Origin of the sequence: Veillonella parvula (assembly GCF_040097785.1) — a bacterium.
In the GTDB taxonomy this organism is placed as follows: Bacteria; Bacillota; Negativicutes; order Veillonellales; family Veillonellaceae; genus Veillonella; species Veillonella parvula_D.
This window is the reverse complement of record NZ_JBBNNS010000001.1, coordinates 383,635-401,472: the sequence shown is the minus strand read 5'-3', so window position 1 is coordinate 401,472 and position 17,838 is coordinate 383,635. Positions and strand designations below refer to the sequence as shown.

Sequence of the window (17,838 nt, the reverse complement as noted above, 5' to 3'; positions counted from 1 at the left end):
TTATGTACGCAAAATTATATGGAGCCACCTTGCACGGCATTGATGGATGCATCATTACTGTAGAGGTCGATATATCACAAGGTTTGCCGGTTTTTGATATCGTTGGTCTACCTAATCAATCGGTTAAAGAGGCTCGTGAACGAGTGCGAGCGGCCATTAAAAATAGTGGCTACGAATTTCCAATGAGACGTATCGTAGTCAATTTAGCACCTGCCACAATTCGTAAAAGTAGCGCTGGACTCGACTTAGCGATTGCTTTAGGGATTCTGCTTGCATCAGGACAGATAAAGGGGCGTAAAGCAAAGATTTCGGCTTTATTTGATAAGAGTCTGTTTATGGGAGAGTTAGCGTTAGATGGTTCGCTATTACCAACCTTTGGGACTTTAGCTATGTCGCTAGCAGGATTAGATGCTAACTATTCAAAAGTTTATACAAGTATTGAAAATAGTAAAGTGCTACAAGCTATTCCTAATTTAACCATATATGTTGGATCATCACTACAAGAAATTATTACTATTTTAGAGGAACAAGCTAAGCCAAAGGTAGTTGATAAAAATAAACAAATAAGTATCAAAACAGAACATGTAGATAAACATAATATCAATAAATCAACTCTAGAGTCTATGCCATTAACTGGAACCAATGAAAATCTATATACAATGAGTAAACAGCACGTAAGCGCAATTAGTAATAGTTGTGTTGATACGTCTGTCACGGATGAAAGTATAACTATAAAGACTATTCAAACATATACAGTTGATTTTGGCGATGTACAAGGTCAAGAGTTAGGAAAACGAGCCATGCTCATCAGTGCTGCAGGTCATCATCATTGTATTATGATAGGACCTCCAGGTGGGGGTAAAACGATGATGGCCGAACGATTGCCTACCATATTGCCTCCTATGAATTGGAATGAAATCGTTGAAGTGAGTCGCATACAAGACGTTATTGGGTTACTCGGTGATAATGGGCTTGTTACATCTAGACCTTTTAGACATCCTCATCATACGGCAACTCTGGCTAGTATGGTAGGTGGAGGAATACAGGGGCGCCCTGGAGAGGTAACACTAGCTCATGGAGGCGTATTATTTATGGATGAGGCACCTGAGTTTCAACGTCAAGTAATTGATGCATTACGACAGCCACTAGAGTCTAGGACTATTACTATAAATCGGGCTCAAGGAAATTATATATATCCAGCTAATTTTATTTGTATTCTTGCGGCAAATCCTTGTCCTTGTGGTTATTACCATGATCCCCATAAGGAATGTGTCTGTACAGAAACGATGGTTAAAAACTACCAGCAACGGTTATCAGGGCCGATTATGGATCGTATTGATTTACATATTCCCGTTGAGAGACCGACCCTTGAACAGCTGTTAGATACATCAACTTCAAATATGACGAGTGAAAGTATGAGACAACAAGTTATCATGGCTACTGCTATGCAGCAAAAACGATTTGAAGGTTTTGACTTTAATTCGAATGGAGCAGTTCCTCATAAGGCAATTAGTGAACTATGCAATATTACAGATAAGGCCTGGAGTGTTTTAGGCAATATATTTGACCATTTTCATTTAAGTGGGCGAGCTTTTGATCGCATATTAAAGGTGGCTCGTACAATTGCTGATTTAGAAGAAAATCCAAAAGTAGAACCACATCATATTTCTGAAGCAATGTTATTTAGAACTGGCAAATAAAGTAATTATCTTATAAATTTAGTAGTTGTTTATTTGCCAAAAATAGTTGTTTAATTCTATATAAAACTAAGGCTTATATACATAGAAAGAATTACTAGGTGTTTATATGATTAGATACGATGACAATATTTATATTGCAGGATTACAAAGCTTATACAATGTTGGAGCCACATATGTAAGGCGATTTATAGAGGATTTTGGATCCCCTTATGATGCGTGGCAAGCTATTAAGAATGTAAAAAACTTAAAATCTTATACACATATTTCTGCATCTGATAAACGTGCTATTTCAACATCGGCTAAAGATGAGAAGTTGGATTATATTATCCATAAAGTAGACGAATACCAGATGGATTTTACTACCTTTTTAGACAAAGACTTTCCGTCTATTTTAAATCATATATATAATCCGCCAGCCATTTTATTTATGAGAGGTAATCGGGCACTCTTAGATGGACGATTAAATCGCATTGCTATTGTTGGAGCAAGGAGTTGCTCCTTATATGGCCGGAATGTGGCGAGAATGCTCGGCAAAGAATTGGGTAAATACAGTACCATTATTGTCAGCGGTGGAGCTCGTGGTATAGACTCACATGGTCATGAAGGCCTTCTAGCTAGTCAGGGGTATGGAATCATTGTTATGGGATGTGGTTTAGATATTACCTATCCTCGAGAAAATGCGAAATTATTTGATCGTATGTTACAAAATAATGGGTTACTTCTATCCGAATACCCGCCGGGTACACCGCCGTCCGCAAAACATTTCCCAGCACGGAATCGTATTATTAGTGGATTATGCAGAGGTGTTATCGTAGTGGAGGCCAAGTCCAGTAGTGGTTCTTTGATTACGGCAGATATGGCGGTTAGTGAAGGTCGAGATGTATTTGTGGTACCATGTAATCTATTAGACCATACGGCTGATGGAAATAAATTTCTAATGAGAAATGGTGCATATGTACTTACTGGGTATGAGGATATAGTTGAACAATATCATTTAACATTGCGGGAATATTTTTCTAGTGAACAAAAATTTTTACCAACAAGGAATAATGAAAATAAAGGTGTAAAAGATAGCGTTCAAATAGGGAATCATAGTCAAAGTGTTGATAGAAAAGGGTGCTCTATGTTAAGCTTTAATGTGGATAGGAGTGTAATATTGAGTGAAATACCTCATGATCGATGTATTACGGTTAGTGATATTTTGAAAGCTACTCGTATTCCATTACAACAACTACAGCCCTTATTACTAGAGTTAGAAATGGAAGGGGCTATAGAGAATCATCCGCCGAGAGGCTATATTAATATGACTAGGAGTGATATACTTGTCCATTAAACGATCTATCGTTATTGGCGAGCCGAAAGCAGCTAGTACTAGTAATGACACAAAAAAGAAAAATACTAAGAAAGAAAGTACTACGATAAAGCGTAAGGTAGCTAAGGAAGCCCTTACTCCAATGGGGATTGTACGGGATAAATCTGTACTACAAACTTCAGTGCCACCGGAGCAACGCGAACCTCGCGTATATAATCCTGATGGCAAAGTATTAGTAATCGTAGAGTCTCCTGCTAAATCTAAAACAATTGAAAAATTCTTAGGTCCCAACTACGTTGTAAAAGCGAGTATGGGCCATTTACGAGATTTGCCTAAATCTCAAATGGGCATCGATATAGAGCATGATTTCACGCCGCGCTATAGTAATTTGGTAACACGTAAAAAGGTTATTGATGAACTAGTTTCTTATGCTGATGAAAGCAGTGCCGTATTGCTTGCAACTGACCCTGACCGTGAAGGGGAAGCTATTTCTTGGCATTTAGCGTACATTCTAAATGTAGATCCTACATCTACATGCCGTATTACGTTCAATGAGATTACTAAAAATGCGGTAGCAGAAGCATTAGGTTCTCCACGTACTATCGATATGAACATGGTAGATGCTCAACAAGCACGCCGTGTATTAGACCGTATCGTAGGCTATAAATTGAGTCCTTTATTATGGAAAAAGGTTTGTAAAGGCCTCAGTGCAGGTCGTGTGCAATCCGTTGCAGTTCGACTTATCTGTGAAAGAGAGCGAGAAATTCAAGCTTTCGTGCCACAAGAATATTGGACTATTGAAGGCAATTTTGAAACGCCTAAAAAAGAGGCTTTCACAGCGGAATTAACCCATATTAAAGGTGAAAAAATCGATATTACTACTGAAAGTGATGCACAAGCCATAGTTGATGCTATTGGCAATGAAGATGCAGTAGTGACTAATATTGAAAAGCGCAAGCGTTCTCGTAAAGCGGCACCTCCATTTACAACATCTACCTTGCAACAAGATGGTGTGCGTAAATTGAACTTTGGTGCTAAGCGTACGATGATGATTGCTCAACATTTATATGAAGGTTTAGAAATTGGCTCCTATGGCCACGTAGGTTTGATTACATATATGCGTACAGACTCTACGCGTATCTCTAAAGAGATGCAAGCTATGGCTAAGGACTTTATTCTTCGCAATTATGGGGAAGACTATTATCCGTCTAAACCAAATGTGTACGGCTCTAAGGGTTCTGCACAAGATGCGCATGAGGCTATTCGTCCTACATCTCTCGAGTTAACACCTAAAATGGTGGAACCATTCTTGAGTCGTGATGAACTTAAGCTATATACGTTGATTTGGAATCGTTTTATGGCTAGCCAAATGGCGCCGCAACTAAATGAATCCACAACGATAGAGTTGAATGTAAAAGATGACTATACATTTAAAGCGACTGGCTCTCGTGTTATCTTCCCAGGTTTCAGTACCGTTTATGAAGATGCAAAAAAAGAGGATGTACCTCAATTACCTGTTTTAAAAAAGAATGATGCTGCCCATACGGTAGAGGTATTGCCTGAACAACATTTCACACAACCACCTCCACGTTACTCCGAGGCGAGTCTTATCAAGACATTAGAAGAACTCGGCATTGGTCGCCCTAGTACATACGCACCAATTCTAGATACTATCGTAAGCCGTAACTATGTGGAAAATACGAATAAACAATTCGTGCCTACAGAGCTAGGCTTTGTGGTGGTAGATTTCTTGATTGCATACTTTGAAAAAATCATCAATACTGGCTTTACCCGTGATCTAGAAGAAGAACTAGATGCTATTGCGTCTGGCAAGGATACGTATGTAAAAGTATTATCTGATTTCTACGAGGTCTTTGCGCAAGAGCTAGAAGATGCAAGTGACGTAGACCGCATTGAAATTGCATCTATGGAAAGTGATGAAATCTGTGAACTTTGCAATAGCCCAATGGTATATAAATTTGGTCGCTACGGTAAGTTCTTAGCATGTTCTAACTTCCCGGAATGTAAAAATACTAAACCTATTACAGTAGGAACTGGTGTAACATGTCCTAAATGTAAAGAAGGGGAAATCGTAGAACGCAAGTCTCGTCGTGGGCGTATTTTCTATGGCTGTAATCGATACCCACAATGCGACTTTACATTATGGGATAAGCCAACTCATGATTTCTGTGAAACATGTGGTTCTATAATGGTTGAAAAGACATATAAAAATGGTACAGTTAAAAAGTTCTGTTCCAATGAAACTTGTCCTACTAGGCCACCAAAGAAAACAAGAAAGAAAAAAAGCGAAGCTAGTGAAGAAACTGTAAAAGAATCTAAAAAGTCTAGCAAAGCTAAAAAAGAGGAAACTACAATTGAATCATAAAAATGTTATCGTTATTGGTGCAGGCCTTGCAGGATCCGAAGCAGCTTGGCAGCTTGCTAACCGAGGCATTCATGTAGACTTATATGAAATGCGTCCTGTTAAGAGTTCTCCTGCGCACCAAACAGATCAATTTGCAGAGCTCGTATGTAGTAACTCGTTGCGCGCTGGTAATATTGAAAATGCGGTAGGTCTTTTGAAAGAAGAAATGCGTCGTCTCGGTTCCATCATTATGGAATGTGCTGATGCAACTGCTGTTCCTGCAGGTGGTGCTTTAGCCGTTGATCGTCATTTATTTAGTGAAATGGTGACGAAAAAAGTAAAAGGTCATCCTAATATTACAGTTCATCTAGAAGAGGTCACTGAACTTCCTACAGAAGCAACTGTTATTTTTGCATCTGGTCCGCTTACATCTGAAGCATTAGGAGATAAGATTAAGGCCTTAACTGGTGAAACAGGCTTTTACTTCTACGATGCTGCTGCACCTATTGTAACGGCTGAATCCTTAAACTATGATAAAGTTTTTGCTGCCTCACGTTATGATAAGGGCGATGCGGATTATCTTAACTGTCCTATGACCGAAGAAGAATATAAAGCGTTCTGGCATGAGCTTACAACGGCTGAAGCCGTACAACCAAAAGATTTTGAAAAGGAAATCTACTTTGAAGGCTGTATGCCCGTAGAAATTATGGCGAGCCGTGGGGAAGATACATTGCGTTATGGGCCCTTAAAGCCTGTGGGCTTAGTGGATAAACGCACCGATGAGGAATCTTATGCAGTTGTGCAATTGCGTAAGGAGAATAAAGAAGGTACCATGTTTAATTTGGTAGGCTTTCAAACTCATTTAAAATGGGGCGAGCAAAAGCGTGTATTCGGTATGATTCCAGGCCTTGAAAATGCCGATTTTATTCGTTATGGTGTTATGCATCGCAATACGTATATCAATTCTCCTGAGTTATTGAATCATGCATTCCAGCTTAAAAAGGAACCGCGTTTATTCTTTGCTGGTCAAATGACTGGAGTTGAAGGTTATTTAGAATCTGCTGCTAGTGGTCTAATGGTAGGCCTACAAGTAGACCGTTACTTAGAGGAACAACCATTTATTGAGTTTCCTAAGACGACGGCTATCGGTTCCCTTAGTCACTATATTTCTAACTACGAAGGCTCTAACTTCCAACCGATGAATGTCAACTTTGGCATCATGGATCCATGGCCTCAAAAAGTACGCAAGAAAAAAGAAAAAAATGCACTGATTGCAAATCGTGCTTTAGAAGAACTGGATGCTCTAAAAGCTAAAGAAAATTTATAAGAAATAGCCTTTTAAGAAATAGTTTTATTTCAAAAAATAGTAAAAGTCCTACATTCATAGGTAAAACCCATGAGTGTAGGACTTTTTTGTTAAGTATTTTTGTATTTATTATTTACGTTTTTTAGTTTTTGTTGTTGATTCTGTAGCTACTATAACAGCTTGATTTTTCTTTTCAAGATAGCCTAGATAAATGAATACACAGATACCTACAATGATGGCTATTAAACTCGTCATTTGAGCAGATTTTAAACCTAGCGTTAAGTTTACGTAATCGCCACGTAAGAACTCTAAGAAGAAGCGAGCCGTAGAATAGAGAATGGCATATAGTACGAACACTTGGCCCTTAGCATGTTTGAAAGATCCAAATAATAGAAGGGCTACAAAGATGAGAATATCAATTTGACCTTCCCATACTTCGGCAGGCCAAAGCGGCTGATTACCGTAGGTGCGATAGGCAAGGGTACTTTCAGGATAGATAATACCATAATTACCACCCGTAGGATGACCGAAAGCATCACCGTTTAAAAGGTTTGCCATACGGCCTACCGATTGAGCTAAAATCAATGCAGGGGCAAATAAATCGGCAAAAGCCCAAAAGTCAATTTTGTTTTTACGAAGATACCAATAGCCAGCAATTGTGCCTAGTACCACGCCACCTTGAATGGCCATACCTCCTTGCCAAACAAAGGGAATTTCTAATAAATGATTACCGTAATAATCCCAATCAAAGAAGAATACGTCCCATAGACGAGCACCGATGAGACCAGCTACGGCTACAGTAATGGAAAAGTCGATGATGTGTTCATGCCAACCGCGGCCATCCTTTTTCAAAAGTACATAGGCAACAGAGGCACCACAAATGATAGCCAAAGCTAACATGGTACCATAGGCTCTAATAGGGAAGTCCCCTATGAAAAATAAATATTGATGCATACAAAACTCCTTATGTGATAATTTTTTATTAGTACATAAATTAAATTATAAATTACATATATCCTTCATGCAAGAAAAGAGATGAACTATATATAATATGGTATAATATAGAGATTGGTATTGTATCCCAGTATGGGACCTAGAATTAGGAGAGTACATGATTCGTAAATCTACTATTATAAAATCATTAACAGCTTTAGTAATGTCTGCATTATCTAGTACAATCGTACAAGCAGAGGTATTGGTACCATTAGATCAATTTTTAGCCACTACTACACGTCATTACGAAGCAAATCAATATAAAACAGCATATACAGTATATATTCCACAAAGTGAATTACAAGGTGATACGGTTATTTTAAATCCTGCAGCCGTAGGTGAACCTGTTAAATTGCCCATTACCAAAAAAGATGGTATATCCTATGTAGATATTGAGTCTGAGCCAGCTATGCTGGGTGTTAGTTATACAAAAAATAATGGTCAACTTATTTTAGGACCTGCACCAGAAGCATCTACGGTGAAAGCACCTTATACATTGCAAACACCATTGGCTTGGGCTTTTGATCCATGGACAACAGAGGGAATTCCGTATCAGGCAAAACTCAATACGAGTGGTGATAATATTATTTCTCCAAGTTGGTTTAAATTGCATAGCTTAGGTTTAGAAGCAAGTTCAAATGTAAATATTGATTATGTGAAAGCGTATAAGGATAAAGGCTATCATATTTGGCCGTTAATTACTAATCGGTTTGACTCTAATTTTACAAGTGGTATTTTGTCGGATCAATCGGTATGGAAGAAATTTGCTCATAACCTTGTTCAATATGCCTATATATATGGGTTTGATGGTTATAACTTTGACTTTGAAAACATTAATTATGCTGATCGTGATCGTTTAACAACATTTGTAGCATATTTGTCTAATCATTTACATCAGTATAATATTAAAACTTCTATCGATGTGACTGGCTATTCTGATAGTCCAGAATGGTCATTAGTGTATAACCGTAAAGCTTTGGCAGATACAGTAGATTATGTAGTTCTTATGGCGTATGACGAAACTTGGGCTAAGAGTACTACTGCAGGTCCTGTTGCAAGTTATCCTTGGGTCCGTAGTCATACAGAAAGAATGCTATCTGAAGTTCCTTCTCAAAAGTTAATATTAGGCGTACCATTCTATATGCGCTTATGGCATGAAACGAATGGTTATGCAAAAAGCGAGACATTGGCTATGAAGAATACAAGTAATTACTTTGCTAATTACAGAGATAAAATGACTTGGGACGATCGATTAAAGTTATACTATTTATCTATTCCAACAGCTTCTGGTTCAGATCGTATTTGGTTTGAAGATAATACATCGTTAGGCTTAAAACTTGATCTGGTAAAAGAATTACACCTTGGTGGGTTTGCAGCATGGCGTAAAGGGTTTGAAGATATTTCTACGATTACTATGATTCAAGAAAAAGACTTAGGACGTGGTATTCCTAAATCTCCTACAGCAGTTGTTCCTGAACCTGTAGTTCAAGAAGCTAAACCATTAACAAAGCTTGAACAATACAAATTACGCTTAGAAGAAAAAGAAAAAGAAAAAGCAGCTAAAGCGGAAGCAAAACGGAAAGCTAAAGAAGAGAAAGAAGCTGCTAAACGCAAAGCAAAAGAAGAAGTTGAAAAAGTAAAAGCTGAGAAAAAACGCTTAGAAGAAGAGGCTAAAGCTAGAAAAGAACACAATAAACAAACTGTTAAAGAGCAAAATGATTTATATACTAGTCATAGTTCTGATCAAAATACAAGCCCTAAAAATGATTTAATAAAAACTATTCAAGTCGTAAAACGCTAGTGTTTGACTGCTTTTACAGTACGTAGTAAAATAAAAATATTAATTATAAAATGGCAACCTATGAGGTTGACCATATGAGGAGGCCCCTACATGAACGAAAAGTATGTAGCCCAAGATATTGAAAAAAAGTGGCAACAGTATTGGGAAGATAACCATACATTTAAAACAGAATATGATGAATCTAAAGAAAAATACTATGTATTAGAAATGTTCCCGTACCCATCTGGTAACTTACACATGGGTCACGTGCGTAACTATTCCATCGGTGACGTAGTAGCTCGTTTCAAAAAAATGAAGGGCTTCAACGTGTTGCATCCAATGGGCTGGGACTCCTTTGGTATGCCTGCTGAAAATGCGGCTATCAAACATGGTATTGCACCTAAAACATGGACTCTTGATAATATCGAGAACATGAAATTACAACAAAAAGCTCTTGGTTTGTCCTACGATTGGGACCGTGAAGTAGCGACTTGCAAAGAAGATTACTATAAATGGACTCAATGGTTCTTCCAACAATTTTATAAAAAAGGCTTAGCGTACAAAAAAGAAGCTAAAGTAAACTGGTGTGAAACTTGTCATACTGTATTGGCAAACGAACAAGTCATCGATGGTGCTTGCTGGCGCTGTGATAACCCAGTTGAGAAAAAAGACTTGTCTCAATGGTTCTTGCGCATCACTGAATATGCAGATCGCTTGTTAACTGATTTGGATACTCTTGATCACTGGCCACAACGCGTTAAATTGATGCAAAAGAATTGGATTGGCCGCTCAGAAGGTACGGAGTTTTCCTTTGAAGTACCGTCTATTAATGAACGTGTATCTGTGTATACGACCCGTGTAGATACAATTTATGGCGTAAGCTATGTAGTACTGGCTCCTGAACATCCATATGTAGAACGCATTATTGAAAACGCTCCTAATAAAGCTGAATTAGAAGCTTTTATTACACGTATGCGGAATATGAGCGATATCGACCGTACATCTACAGAGGCACCTAAAGAAGGTATGTTCACAGGCTCTTATGCAGTAAACCCTATGTCTGGCGAACAAGTACCGGTTTGGATTGCTAACTATGTATTAGTAGACTACGGTACAGGCGCTGTAATGGGTTCTCCTGCACATGATGAACGTGACTGGGAATTTGCTCATAAATACGATTTGCCAATTAAACAGGTTGTAGCTTGTGAAGGCGAAGAATATAGCCTTGAAAAATGGCAAGAATGGTACCATGAAGATGGCATTCTAGTTAACTCTGGCGATTATAACGGCCAAACATCTGCAGAGGCTCGTAAAAATATTACAGCTGCTCTTAATGAACGCGGTATTGGTGAAGGTAAAGTAAACTTCCGCCTTCGTGACTGGTTGATTTCTCGTCAACGTTACTGGGGCGTGCCAATTCCTGTAGTATATTGTGAAAAATGTGGTGAACAACTCGTTCCTGAAGAAGAGTTGCCAGTACGCTTGCCAGAGAATGTTAAATTTGAATCTGGTGCCGTATCTCCATTAGCTACATCTGAAAGCTTCCTAAATACTACATGTCCTAAGTGTGGTGGCCCTGCACGTCGTGAAACAGATACAATGGATACATTTATCGATTCTTCTTGGTATTTCTTGCGCTATGCAGATGCTAAAAACGATCAAGCTCCATTCGATAAAAAAATCGCTAACTACTGGATGAATGTAGACCAATATATCGGTGGTATTGAACATGCTATCTTGCATTTATTGTACTCTCGATTCTTTGTGAAAGTTATTCACGATTTAGGCCTTATCGATGCAAATGAACCATTCCGTGGCTTGTTGACACAAGGTATGGTTCTTAAAGAAGGCAGTAAAATGTCTAAATCTAAAGGTAATGTAGTTTCTCCTGAAGAAATTATCAATACTTATGGTGCAGATACTGCTCGCTTGTTTATTCTATTCGCAGCGCCTGTAGATCGTGACCTTGATTGGTCTGACCAAGGTGTTGAAGGTTCTTATCGTTTCTTAGGCCGTGTATGGCGTATTGTTGATGCGTACAACGAAGAGGCTAAGAAAAATGTAACTGGTGATCTTACAAAAGACGAATTCGGATTGCGTCGTGAATTACACCGTGTTATCAAAAAGGTAACAGAAGACCTCGATAACAACTTCAACTTCAATACTGCTATTTCTGCTATCATGGAACTTGTAAATGCTATGTACGCTCATAAGGATAAAGCAGAAACAATCAATAGCGCATTAGCTAATGAATTGACACATTCCTTATTGCTTCTTTTAGCACCATTTGTTCCTCATATGACAGAAGAGTTGTGGCATGAATTGGGTGAAACTACATCCATCCATACTGAAAAATGGCCTGTATACGAAGAGGCAGCTCTCGTTGTAGATGAAGTAGAAGTAGTATTACAAGTAAATGGTAAAGTTCGTGATAAACTTACTGTTTCCGTAAGTATTACAAAAGAAGAATTAGAAACATTGGCCAAAGAATCTAGCCGTGTTCAAGAATTTATAGAAGGTAAGAATATCGTAAAAGTTATTTACGTACCTGGTAAACTTGTAAATATCGTTGTTAAATAAGGATATTCTATTTGTTTAATATTGTAAGCCCCCAACTACATAGGTAGAAGGGGGCTTATTTTAAGTGAGGTAATTATGGCAAAACGTAGCGATTATATTTCCTGGAATGAATACTTCATGGGTGTTGCCATTTTGGCAGCACAACGTTCTAAGGATCCAAATACACAAGTTGGTGCATGTATTGTTAGTAATGATAATAAAATCTTGTCCATTGGTTATAATGGTATGCCTTTGAATTGCAGTGATGATGATTTCACATGGGAACGTGATACAGCTGATGATAATAAGTATTTCTATACCGTACATAGTGAACTGAATGCAATTTTGAATTATCGTGGCGGTTCTTTAGAGGGCTCTAAAATATATGTAACGCTTTTCCCATGTAATGAATGTGCGAAAGCCATCATTCAAAGTGGTATTAAAGCCGTTATCTATCGCGATGATCTCTATAAGGATACAAAAGAAGTAAAAGCATCCAAACGGATGTTGAAAACCGCAGGTGTAGACATTATTGAATACAAATCTACAGGCCGCACATTGAATATTACATTGTGATATAATAATTTTTTACCACTAATAAGAGCCCCTATATACGCTTGTATATAGGGGCTCTTTTATATGTAGTTTTCTATTATAAATTGATATCAACCAGATCCGTTAGATTGAACGTACAGTTTTTACTATCATCCAATGTAGGATTACACTGTAGTCATGTTTATACTTGTAAACGGCCATCAATCATAATGTCTACTTCTTGGCCATCACGAGTGTAGCCTTTAATATTCATATGTTCATCACCAATCATAAAGTCTACATGTGTTAAGGAGTAGTTAAGGCCACGTTCTTTTAATTCTTCTTCAGATAAACCATCACTATTTTTGAGGCATGTAGGATAAGATGCACCAATCGCTAAATGGCAGGATGCATTTTCATCAAACAATGTTTCGTAGAAAATTTGGTTAGATTGGCTAATTGGGCTGAAGTGGTCCACCAAAGCAACTTCGCCGAGGTAGTGGGAGCCTTCATCGGTTTCTATTAACTCTTTTAATACTTCATAACCTTCTTTTGCAGTATAATCAACGATTTTACCTTCTTTGAAAGTAAAGGAGAAATCAGAAATAGTATTGCCATGGTAAATTAAAGGTTTTGTGCTGTATACAATACCATTAACACCATTATATTGGGGTGCGGAGAAAACTTCCTCTGTAGGAATATTGGCATTAAAAATAGTGCCATCTTTTGAAGATTCTTCACCACCTAGCCATATATGACCTTCTGGTAATTCTAATAAGAGGTCAGTACCATTTTTACAAGTATAACGCAATGCCTTTAAGTCTAATTTATTCAATGCTTCACAGCGGTGACGCAATTTTGCCATGTGATGACGATATGTGTCTTTCGGTTCTACACCTTCAATACGGCAAAGTTTTAATAGGGTAGCCCATAGTTGTTCAATTTTCTCTTCATCTGTACCTTCATAGCCAAGTAAATCTGCCCATAGAACAGTTGGTACAGAAGCAACGCACCACGTAACAGAGGACTTCATAATCGCTGTATGGTAGAAGGATAAAGCTTTATTTAAGTTGCGAGATTGTAGTGAAATACGATTTGTTGGAATACCTTCTAACGCTTTTGGATTCGCACTAATCAAAGATAAGAAAGCGGCCTTATCATCGATGTATTGCTTGTAGAATTCAGGAATCCAGTTAGCCGGTCTTTGTAATACAGATTCCTTAGCATGTAATAAATGTTGACGAGCGATTGGAGAACATCTCCAGTTGAGGACAACCTCTTTGGCACCTAATTCATATGCTTCTTCTGTGACGATAACTGCAAAGTCTTTGTTTTCCACATCTACAGAAATAACAAGAGTTTGATCTTCTTGTAAATTTACGCCATATTTTAACAAGGTATGGGCGTATTTTTTTAATGTTTCTTGATTCATTGTATCTCCTTATATTCGACATCAATTATGAAACTCCTGCTGGTGTGACCAATAGAGTCAACGATAGGAGTTTACTTTTTCATAGGGAATTCTTTCAGTAGGAGGTGCACTATGAAAGTAAAATTGAAGCCATATATGACAATTATATTAATCCTATGTGTTTTAGTAGGAATTTATTTCCTATGGCCTATTATAACAGATGAAAGCGATTCTGTCTTAGTTGAAGGAGCAATAGATGGAAATTCTTCTATATCAACTGTTGAACAAACATCCAACAAACCTATAGCTTATATTACGGGCGCCGTAGTTTCACCTGGTTTATATGAGTTTGAAAGTAGTGCTACTGTAGGTGATGTAGTTCAGTTAGCAGGTGGGCTATTACCTTATGCTGATGTAGAATCAGTTAATATGGCAAAGTCGGTTAATGCGGGAGATCATATCCACATAGTATTTAACTTCCACGGCAATCCAGAGGTTTTATTGCGCGGTAACAAAATTAATATCAATACAGCTTCTGCAAAAGATCTTGATGCATTACCAGGCATAGGACCCGCTATGGCAAAAAGAATTGAAGAGTATCGTTCACAAAAAGGACCCTTTACATCCGTTGAAGGTATCAAGGGGGTGAAGGGCATCGGTGATGGCGTATTTAAGAAGATTAAAGATAAAATTACAATCTAAATTTAGGAATACAGAACGAGCGTTTGAGGAATCAATCTTCAATACTCAAGTTTTAGTTAATACAAAGCCATTTATAACTTATAGCCAATGGGCACATACTATATTGGGATCTATAATAATTGGCACTATATTAGGATATGGTAAATATTATCCCGTACTTAGTCAAATGCATTATATTTTTGCGATTGCCTTAGCTATTATTGGTGTAACTGTTATTAAAATAATGCAATCTTATTGTAGGTGGCGTTTATATGCCAATTTATTAATATTAGTTTTTGCTGCAATGGGATTATCCTATTATCATACAGACTTACAAATTATTAATTATAGTAGCTATACATCATACTATTTACAGCAAGAAGGAGAATATCTAGGTACTGTTGTATCATCTCCTGAAATAGTAAATCTAGATGGACAGGAATATTACAAATATAATGTAGAGTTACATGGATTACATCCCTATAAAGATTCTGCTAAAAATGACTATATTAAGGCACAGGGTCGATTACAGATTTACTCAAAGGTATCTGCTACAAAGTATACAATACGGCTAGGGGAACAAGCAATAATTGAAGGTACACCAAAAAGCTTATTTCTCATTGAAGAGGAAGGACGCATTAATCTTAGAGGCAGATATATGAGCTCTAATACAAGAGGTCGAATCTATGATGGTGTATATCGATCTGCTACTAATAAAGATTTACAAGCATTCCACTTTAAAGAAACATTTTCTGAAAAACTATATGGAAAAAGTTTATATTTATGTGGTCAAATACGAGAATCTATTGAAAAAAATATTGCTAGTAATCTAGATGGTCCACAAAAGGTATTAGCACAAGCCTTATGCTTGGGTGGTCATTATAGTGAGCTAGGGGAAAAGCGAATGAAAGATTTTGCTTATACGGGTCTCATCCATATTTTATCTATCTCTGGCTCACATATTGCACTGCTATTAGCCTTAATTTACGGTTTAGGAAGACTCGTTAAATTAGGGAAGCGCACATGCTTAATTTTAGGTATATTAGTAGCTTGTATATATTGCTGTATCGTTGGTGGAGATGCACCTGTTATACGTGCAACGATGATGAGTATACTCATGTGCATGGCTTATGTAAAAGGACGATTATATCAAGCTAAACAGGCTTTATGTATATGCGCTATACTATGTCTTGTATATGATCCTTTTTCTTTGTTTGATGTAAGCTTTCAACTATCCTTTGGTGCAACCTATGGTTTACTTATATGGGGGAAGGTACTATATGAACGGATACAATGGCTACCAAAATGGATTAAAACACCCCTTGTTTTATGTGTGTCAGCACAGTTGCTCATCTTGCCGCTACAGCTGTATTACTTTCACTATATTAGTATTGCTAGTTTATTAGCAGCTTGCATAGTAGCACCTATATTAGATATATCCATCATTTTAATCTTTATAAGCACTGTTATTAGCTATGTAATGTCTATATCTTTTCCATGGTCTTTGATAGATGTACTATTACGCATATCGTTATATTTAAATCATGTCTTAGGGAGTAGTGATAGTTTACTTTGGCTTGGTATGATGCATCTTTATTGTGTTTATGTATATTATACTTTACTAGGTCTGTTTACGTACTTTTTGACACATAAGAAGAAGTATACTGTATATGTAGTAATGTCCTTATTATGCATGGTTGCAGCCTATGGTGTTTCATACTATGTGACTCATCATCACAAGAATACGTTAATCCATTATATTCCTATGAAACAGTGTAATGTGCTGCTGTGTATAGCACCAAACCATGAACAGGCATATTTGTTAATCGATGCACCAGATTATATTAAAACAATGCCTAATGAAAGTCTAATTAATCAAACTATTAGGGCATATGGCATGAATCCTAGAATGGTAAAAGTTAAGTACTTTCACAGTAACGGTTCGGCAAGGGTAATATATAAAAATGGTATGAACCAAATAGTCGTATATAATGGACAAAGTAGAGAAAAAAATCTAAAATTAAATGATAAGGCTAATGTTTTATTTATAACGAGTCGATTTAGTGTAATGCATGAAATTGATCGTATTTCACCGCGTAGTACTGTTTTGTTTAGTAGTCCTCATGGTGCTTTACGCGATGTGGATCCATCATCAGAACATATGTATATAATGGGATACAGCTTTATTAAAGATATCTATCTGTGAAAGGAGGGAACATGGCACATATTCAACTCATCTATGGCGACGAACCACAATTAATTGAAGAAGAAAAACGTAAATTTTTAAGTGCCTATCCAGACCTTCCAGTGACTGTATTAGATGATGAGGTGGGCCCACAAAAAATAAGTGAAAAACTATGTGAAGATTCACTTTTTGGCGATCAAAAGGTCTTCTGTTTAGTTAATTTGCCTATCATTCGTAAAAGTGGCAAAAATAGTGATGCTTGGATTCCATTGTATGAACTCCTCTTGGAATATAATGGAGATAATCCTATCGTTTTGATTTATCATGATATGATTGATAAACGTATTAAGCAGAATAAAGAGATTTTAGAAAAAATACCAAATCATCAATGTAAGCGTCTTGAAGGGGCAGACCTCGTGATGTGGATACGTCAGTACTGTACGTCTAACGGCTTTAAAATGACGCCTGATGCACAGGAATATGTGGCTCATCTCATTGATTTGTGGCAAGAGGTACCTGTTTCTTTTATGAGAACTGAGTTTGACCGATATTTTTTACAGATTACTGGGGAAAAGGTTATTACCAAAGAATTTCTCGAAGAAAACGGTAGTGACTATGGAGCCAAAAACATTTTTACTTTTAAAGAGGCTCTATTAAAAAGAGATATCGATACATTACTTGAACTATTTCCATTTATGTTCGGCTATAAAGAATTAGACCGTGCTATGAGCTATATTGAGGGGCAATTACGTTTACAGTTGCTAGTTAGCGAATGTCGCCAAGTGGGTATGTCTGTTCAAGCCATACAAAACTTATGTAAGGATCATGATTCGTCATTTAAACCATATCCGATTAAGCTAGCTTACGAGGCGAGTCCGAGAATTTCAATTAAGGCTCTACGAGCTTTATTAAAAGGGCTTTATGAGATTATATTAGATAGCCGTAGCAGCAAGGGCGATATTTGGCGATTTAGAGATTTATGTATTACCTACTGTGGGTATAAGGGATAAAA

General features: G+C 37.3%; 12 protein-coding genes. 10 read left to right on the top strand and 2 right to left on the bottom strand.

Annotated features, from left to right (window positions below; all coding sequences use genetic code 11):
- Positions 1-2 precede the first annotated feature (2 nt).
- The 4 genes from AAA071_RS01885 (at position 3) to trmFO (ending at position 6,704) form a co-directional block, all read left to right on the top strand.
- On the top strand, positions 3-1,700 hold the full coding sequence (locus tag AAA071_RS01885; RefSeq protein ID WP_316581646.1) for a YifB family Mg chelatase-like AAA ATPase: 1,698 nt from the start codon (positions 3-5) through the stop codon (positions 1,698-1,700).
- Between the two features lie 106 nt (positions 1,701-1,806).
- Positions 1,807-3,033: a DNA-processing protein DprA gene (dprA, locus tag AAA071_RS01880; protein WP_008713973.1), complete on the top strand. Its 1,227-nt coding sequence runs from the start codon at positions 1,807-1,809 to the stop codon at positions 3,031-3,033.
- Positions 3,023-5,398: a type I DNA topoisomerase gene (gene topA / locus AAA071_RS01875; protein WP_038125361.1), complete on the top strand. Its 2,376-nt coding sequence runs from the start codon at positions 3,023-3,025 to the stop codon at positions 5,396-5,398. The genes dprA and topA overlap by 11 nt, the downstream gene beginning before the upstream one ends.
- Complete coding sequence (gene trmFO / locus AAA071_RS01870) at positions 5,388-6,704, top strand: methylenetetrahydrofolate--tRNA-(uracil(54)-C(5))-methyltransferase (FADH(2)-oxidizing) TrmFO (RefSeq protein ID WP_008713971.1); 1,317 nt, start codon at positions 5,388-5,390, stop codon at positions 6,702-6,704. The genes topA and trmFO overlap by 11 nt, the downstream gene beginning before the upstream one ends.
- 108 nt (positions 6,705-6,812) lie before the next feature.
- Here the strand turns inward: trmFO and lgt are convergent, their stop codons facing one another.
- Positions 6,813-7,637 (bottom strand): prolipoprotein diacylglyceryl transferase, encoded by an 825-nt coding sequence (gene lgt / locus AAA071_RS01865; protein WP_008713970.1) that lies wholly within the window; start codon positions 7,635-7,637, stop codon positions 6,813-6,815.
- A gap of 157 nt (positions 7,638-7,794) precedes the next feature.
- Here lgt and AAA071_RS01860 point away from each other — a divergent pair, with 157 nt between their 5' ends.
- The 3 genes from AAA071_RS01860 to AAA071_RS01850 all read left to right on the top strand — a co-directional run bounded on the left by AAA071_RS01860 (position 7,795) and on the right by AAA071_RS01850 (position 12,591).
- The gene (locus tag AAA071_RS01860; protein WP_060919823.1) at positions 7,795-9,477 is read left to right on the top strand and encodes a glycosyl hydrolase family 18 protein; all 1,683 of its coding nucleotides are present in this window, start codon (positions 7,795-7,797) and stop codon (positions 9,475-9,477) included.
- 90 nt (positions 9,478-9,567) lie between these two features.
- Positions 9,568-12,036 carry a leucine--tRNA ligase gene (gene leuS, locus AAA071_RS01855; RefSeq protein WP_195213206.1) on the top strand — a complete coding sequence of 823 codons (2,469 nt, stop codon included), beginning with the start codon at positions 9,568-9,570 and terminating at the stop codon, positions 12,034-12,036.
- Positions 12,037-12,111: 75 nt separating this feature from the next.
- A complete protein-coding gene (locus tag AAA071_RS01850) occupies positions 12,112-12,591 on the top strand; it encodes a deoxycytidylate deaminase (protein WP_008713967.1) in 480 nt (159 codons plus the stop codon).
- Positions 12,592-12,751: 160 nt separating this feature from the next.
- Here AAA071_RS01850 and AAA071_RS01845 read toward each other — a convergent pair whose 3' ends face one another.
- Positions 12,752-13,981, bottom strand: coding sequence for an aminopeptidase (locus tag AAA071_RS01845; RefSeq protein ID WP_118091417.1), 1,230 nt, complete (start codon positions 13,979-13,981; stop codon positions 12,752-12,754).
- A 111-nt stretch (positions 13,982-14,092) separates the two neighbouring features.
- Here AAA071_RS01845 and AAA071_RS01840 point away from each other — a divergent pair, with 111 nt between their 5' ends.
- From AAA071_RS01840 to holA, 3 genes are read left to right on the top strand one after another with little or no spacing between them, the layout of a single operon-like run.
- Positions 14,093-14,662 (top strand): ComEA family DNA-binding protein, encoded by a 570-nt coding sequence (locus tag AAA071_RS01840; protein ID WP_008713964.1) that lies wholly within the window; start codon positions 14,093-14,095, stop codon positions 14,660-14,662.
- Positions 14,619-16,847 carry a ComEC/Rec2 family competence protein gene (locus AAA071_RS01835; RefSeq protein WP_195213207.1) on the top strand — a complete coding sequence of 743 codons (2,229 nt, stop codon included), beginning with the start codon at positions 14,619-14,621 and terminating at the stop codon, positions 16,845-16,847. Before AAA071_RS01840 ends, AAA071_RS01835 begins: the two co-directional genes overlap by 44 nt.
- 11 nt (positions 16,848-16,858) lie before the next feature.
- Complete coding sequence (gene holA / locus AAA071_RS01830; RefSeq protein ID WP_024061647.1) at positions 16,859-17,836, top strand: DNA polymerase III subunit delta; 978 nt, start codon at positions 16,859-16,861, stop codon at positions 17,834-17,836.
- Positions 17,837-17,838: the final 2 nt, after the last annotated feature.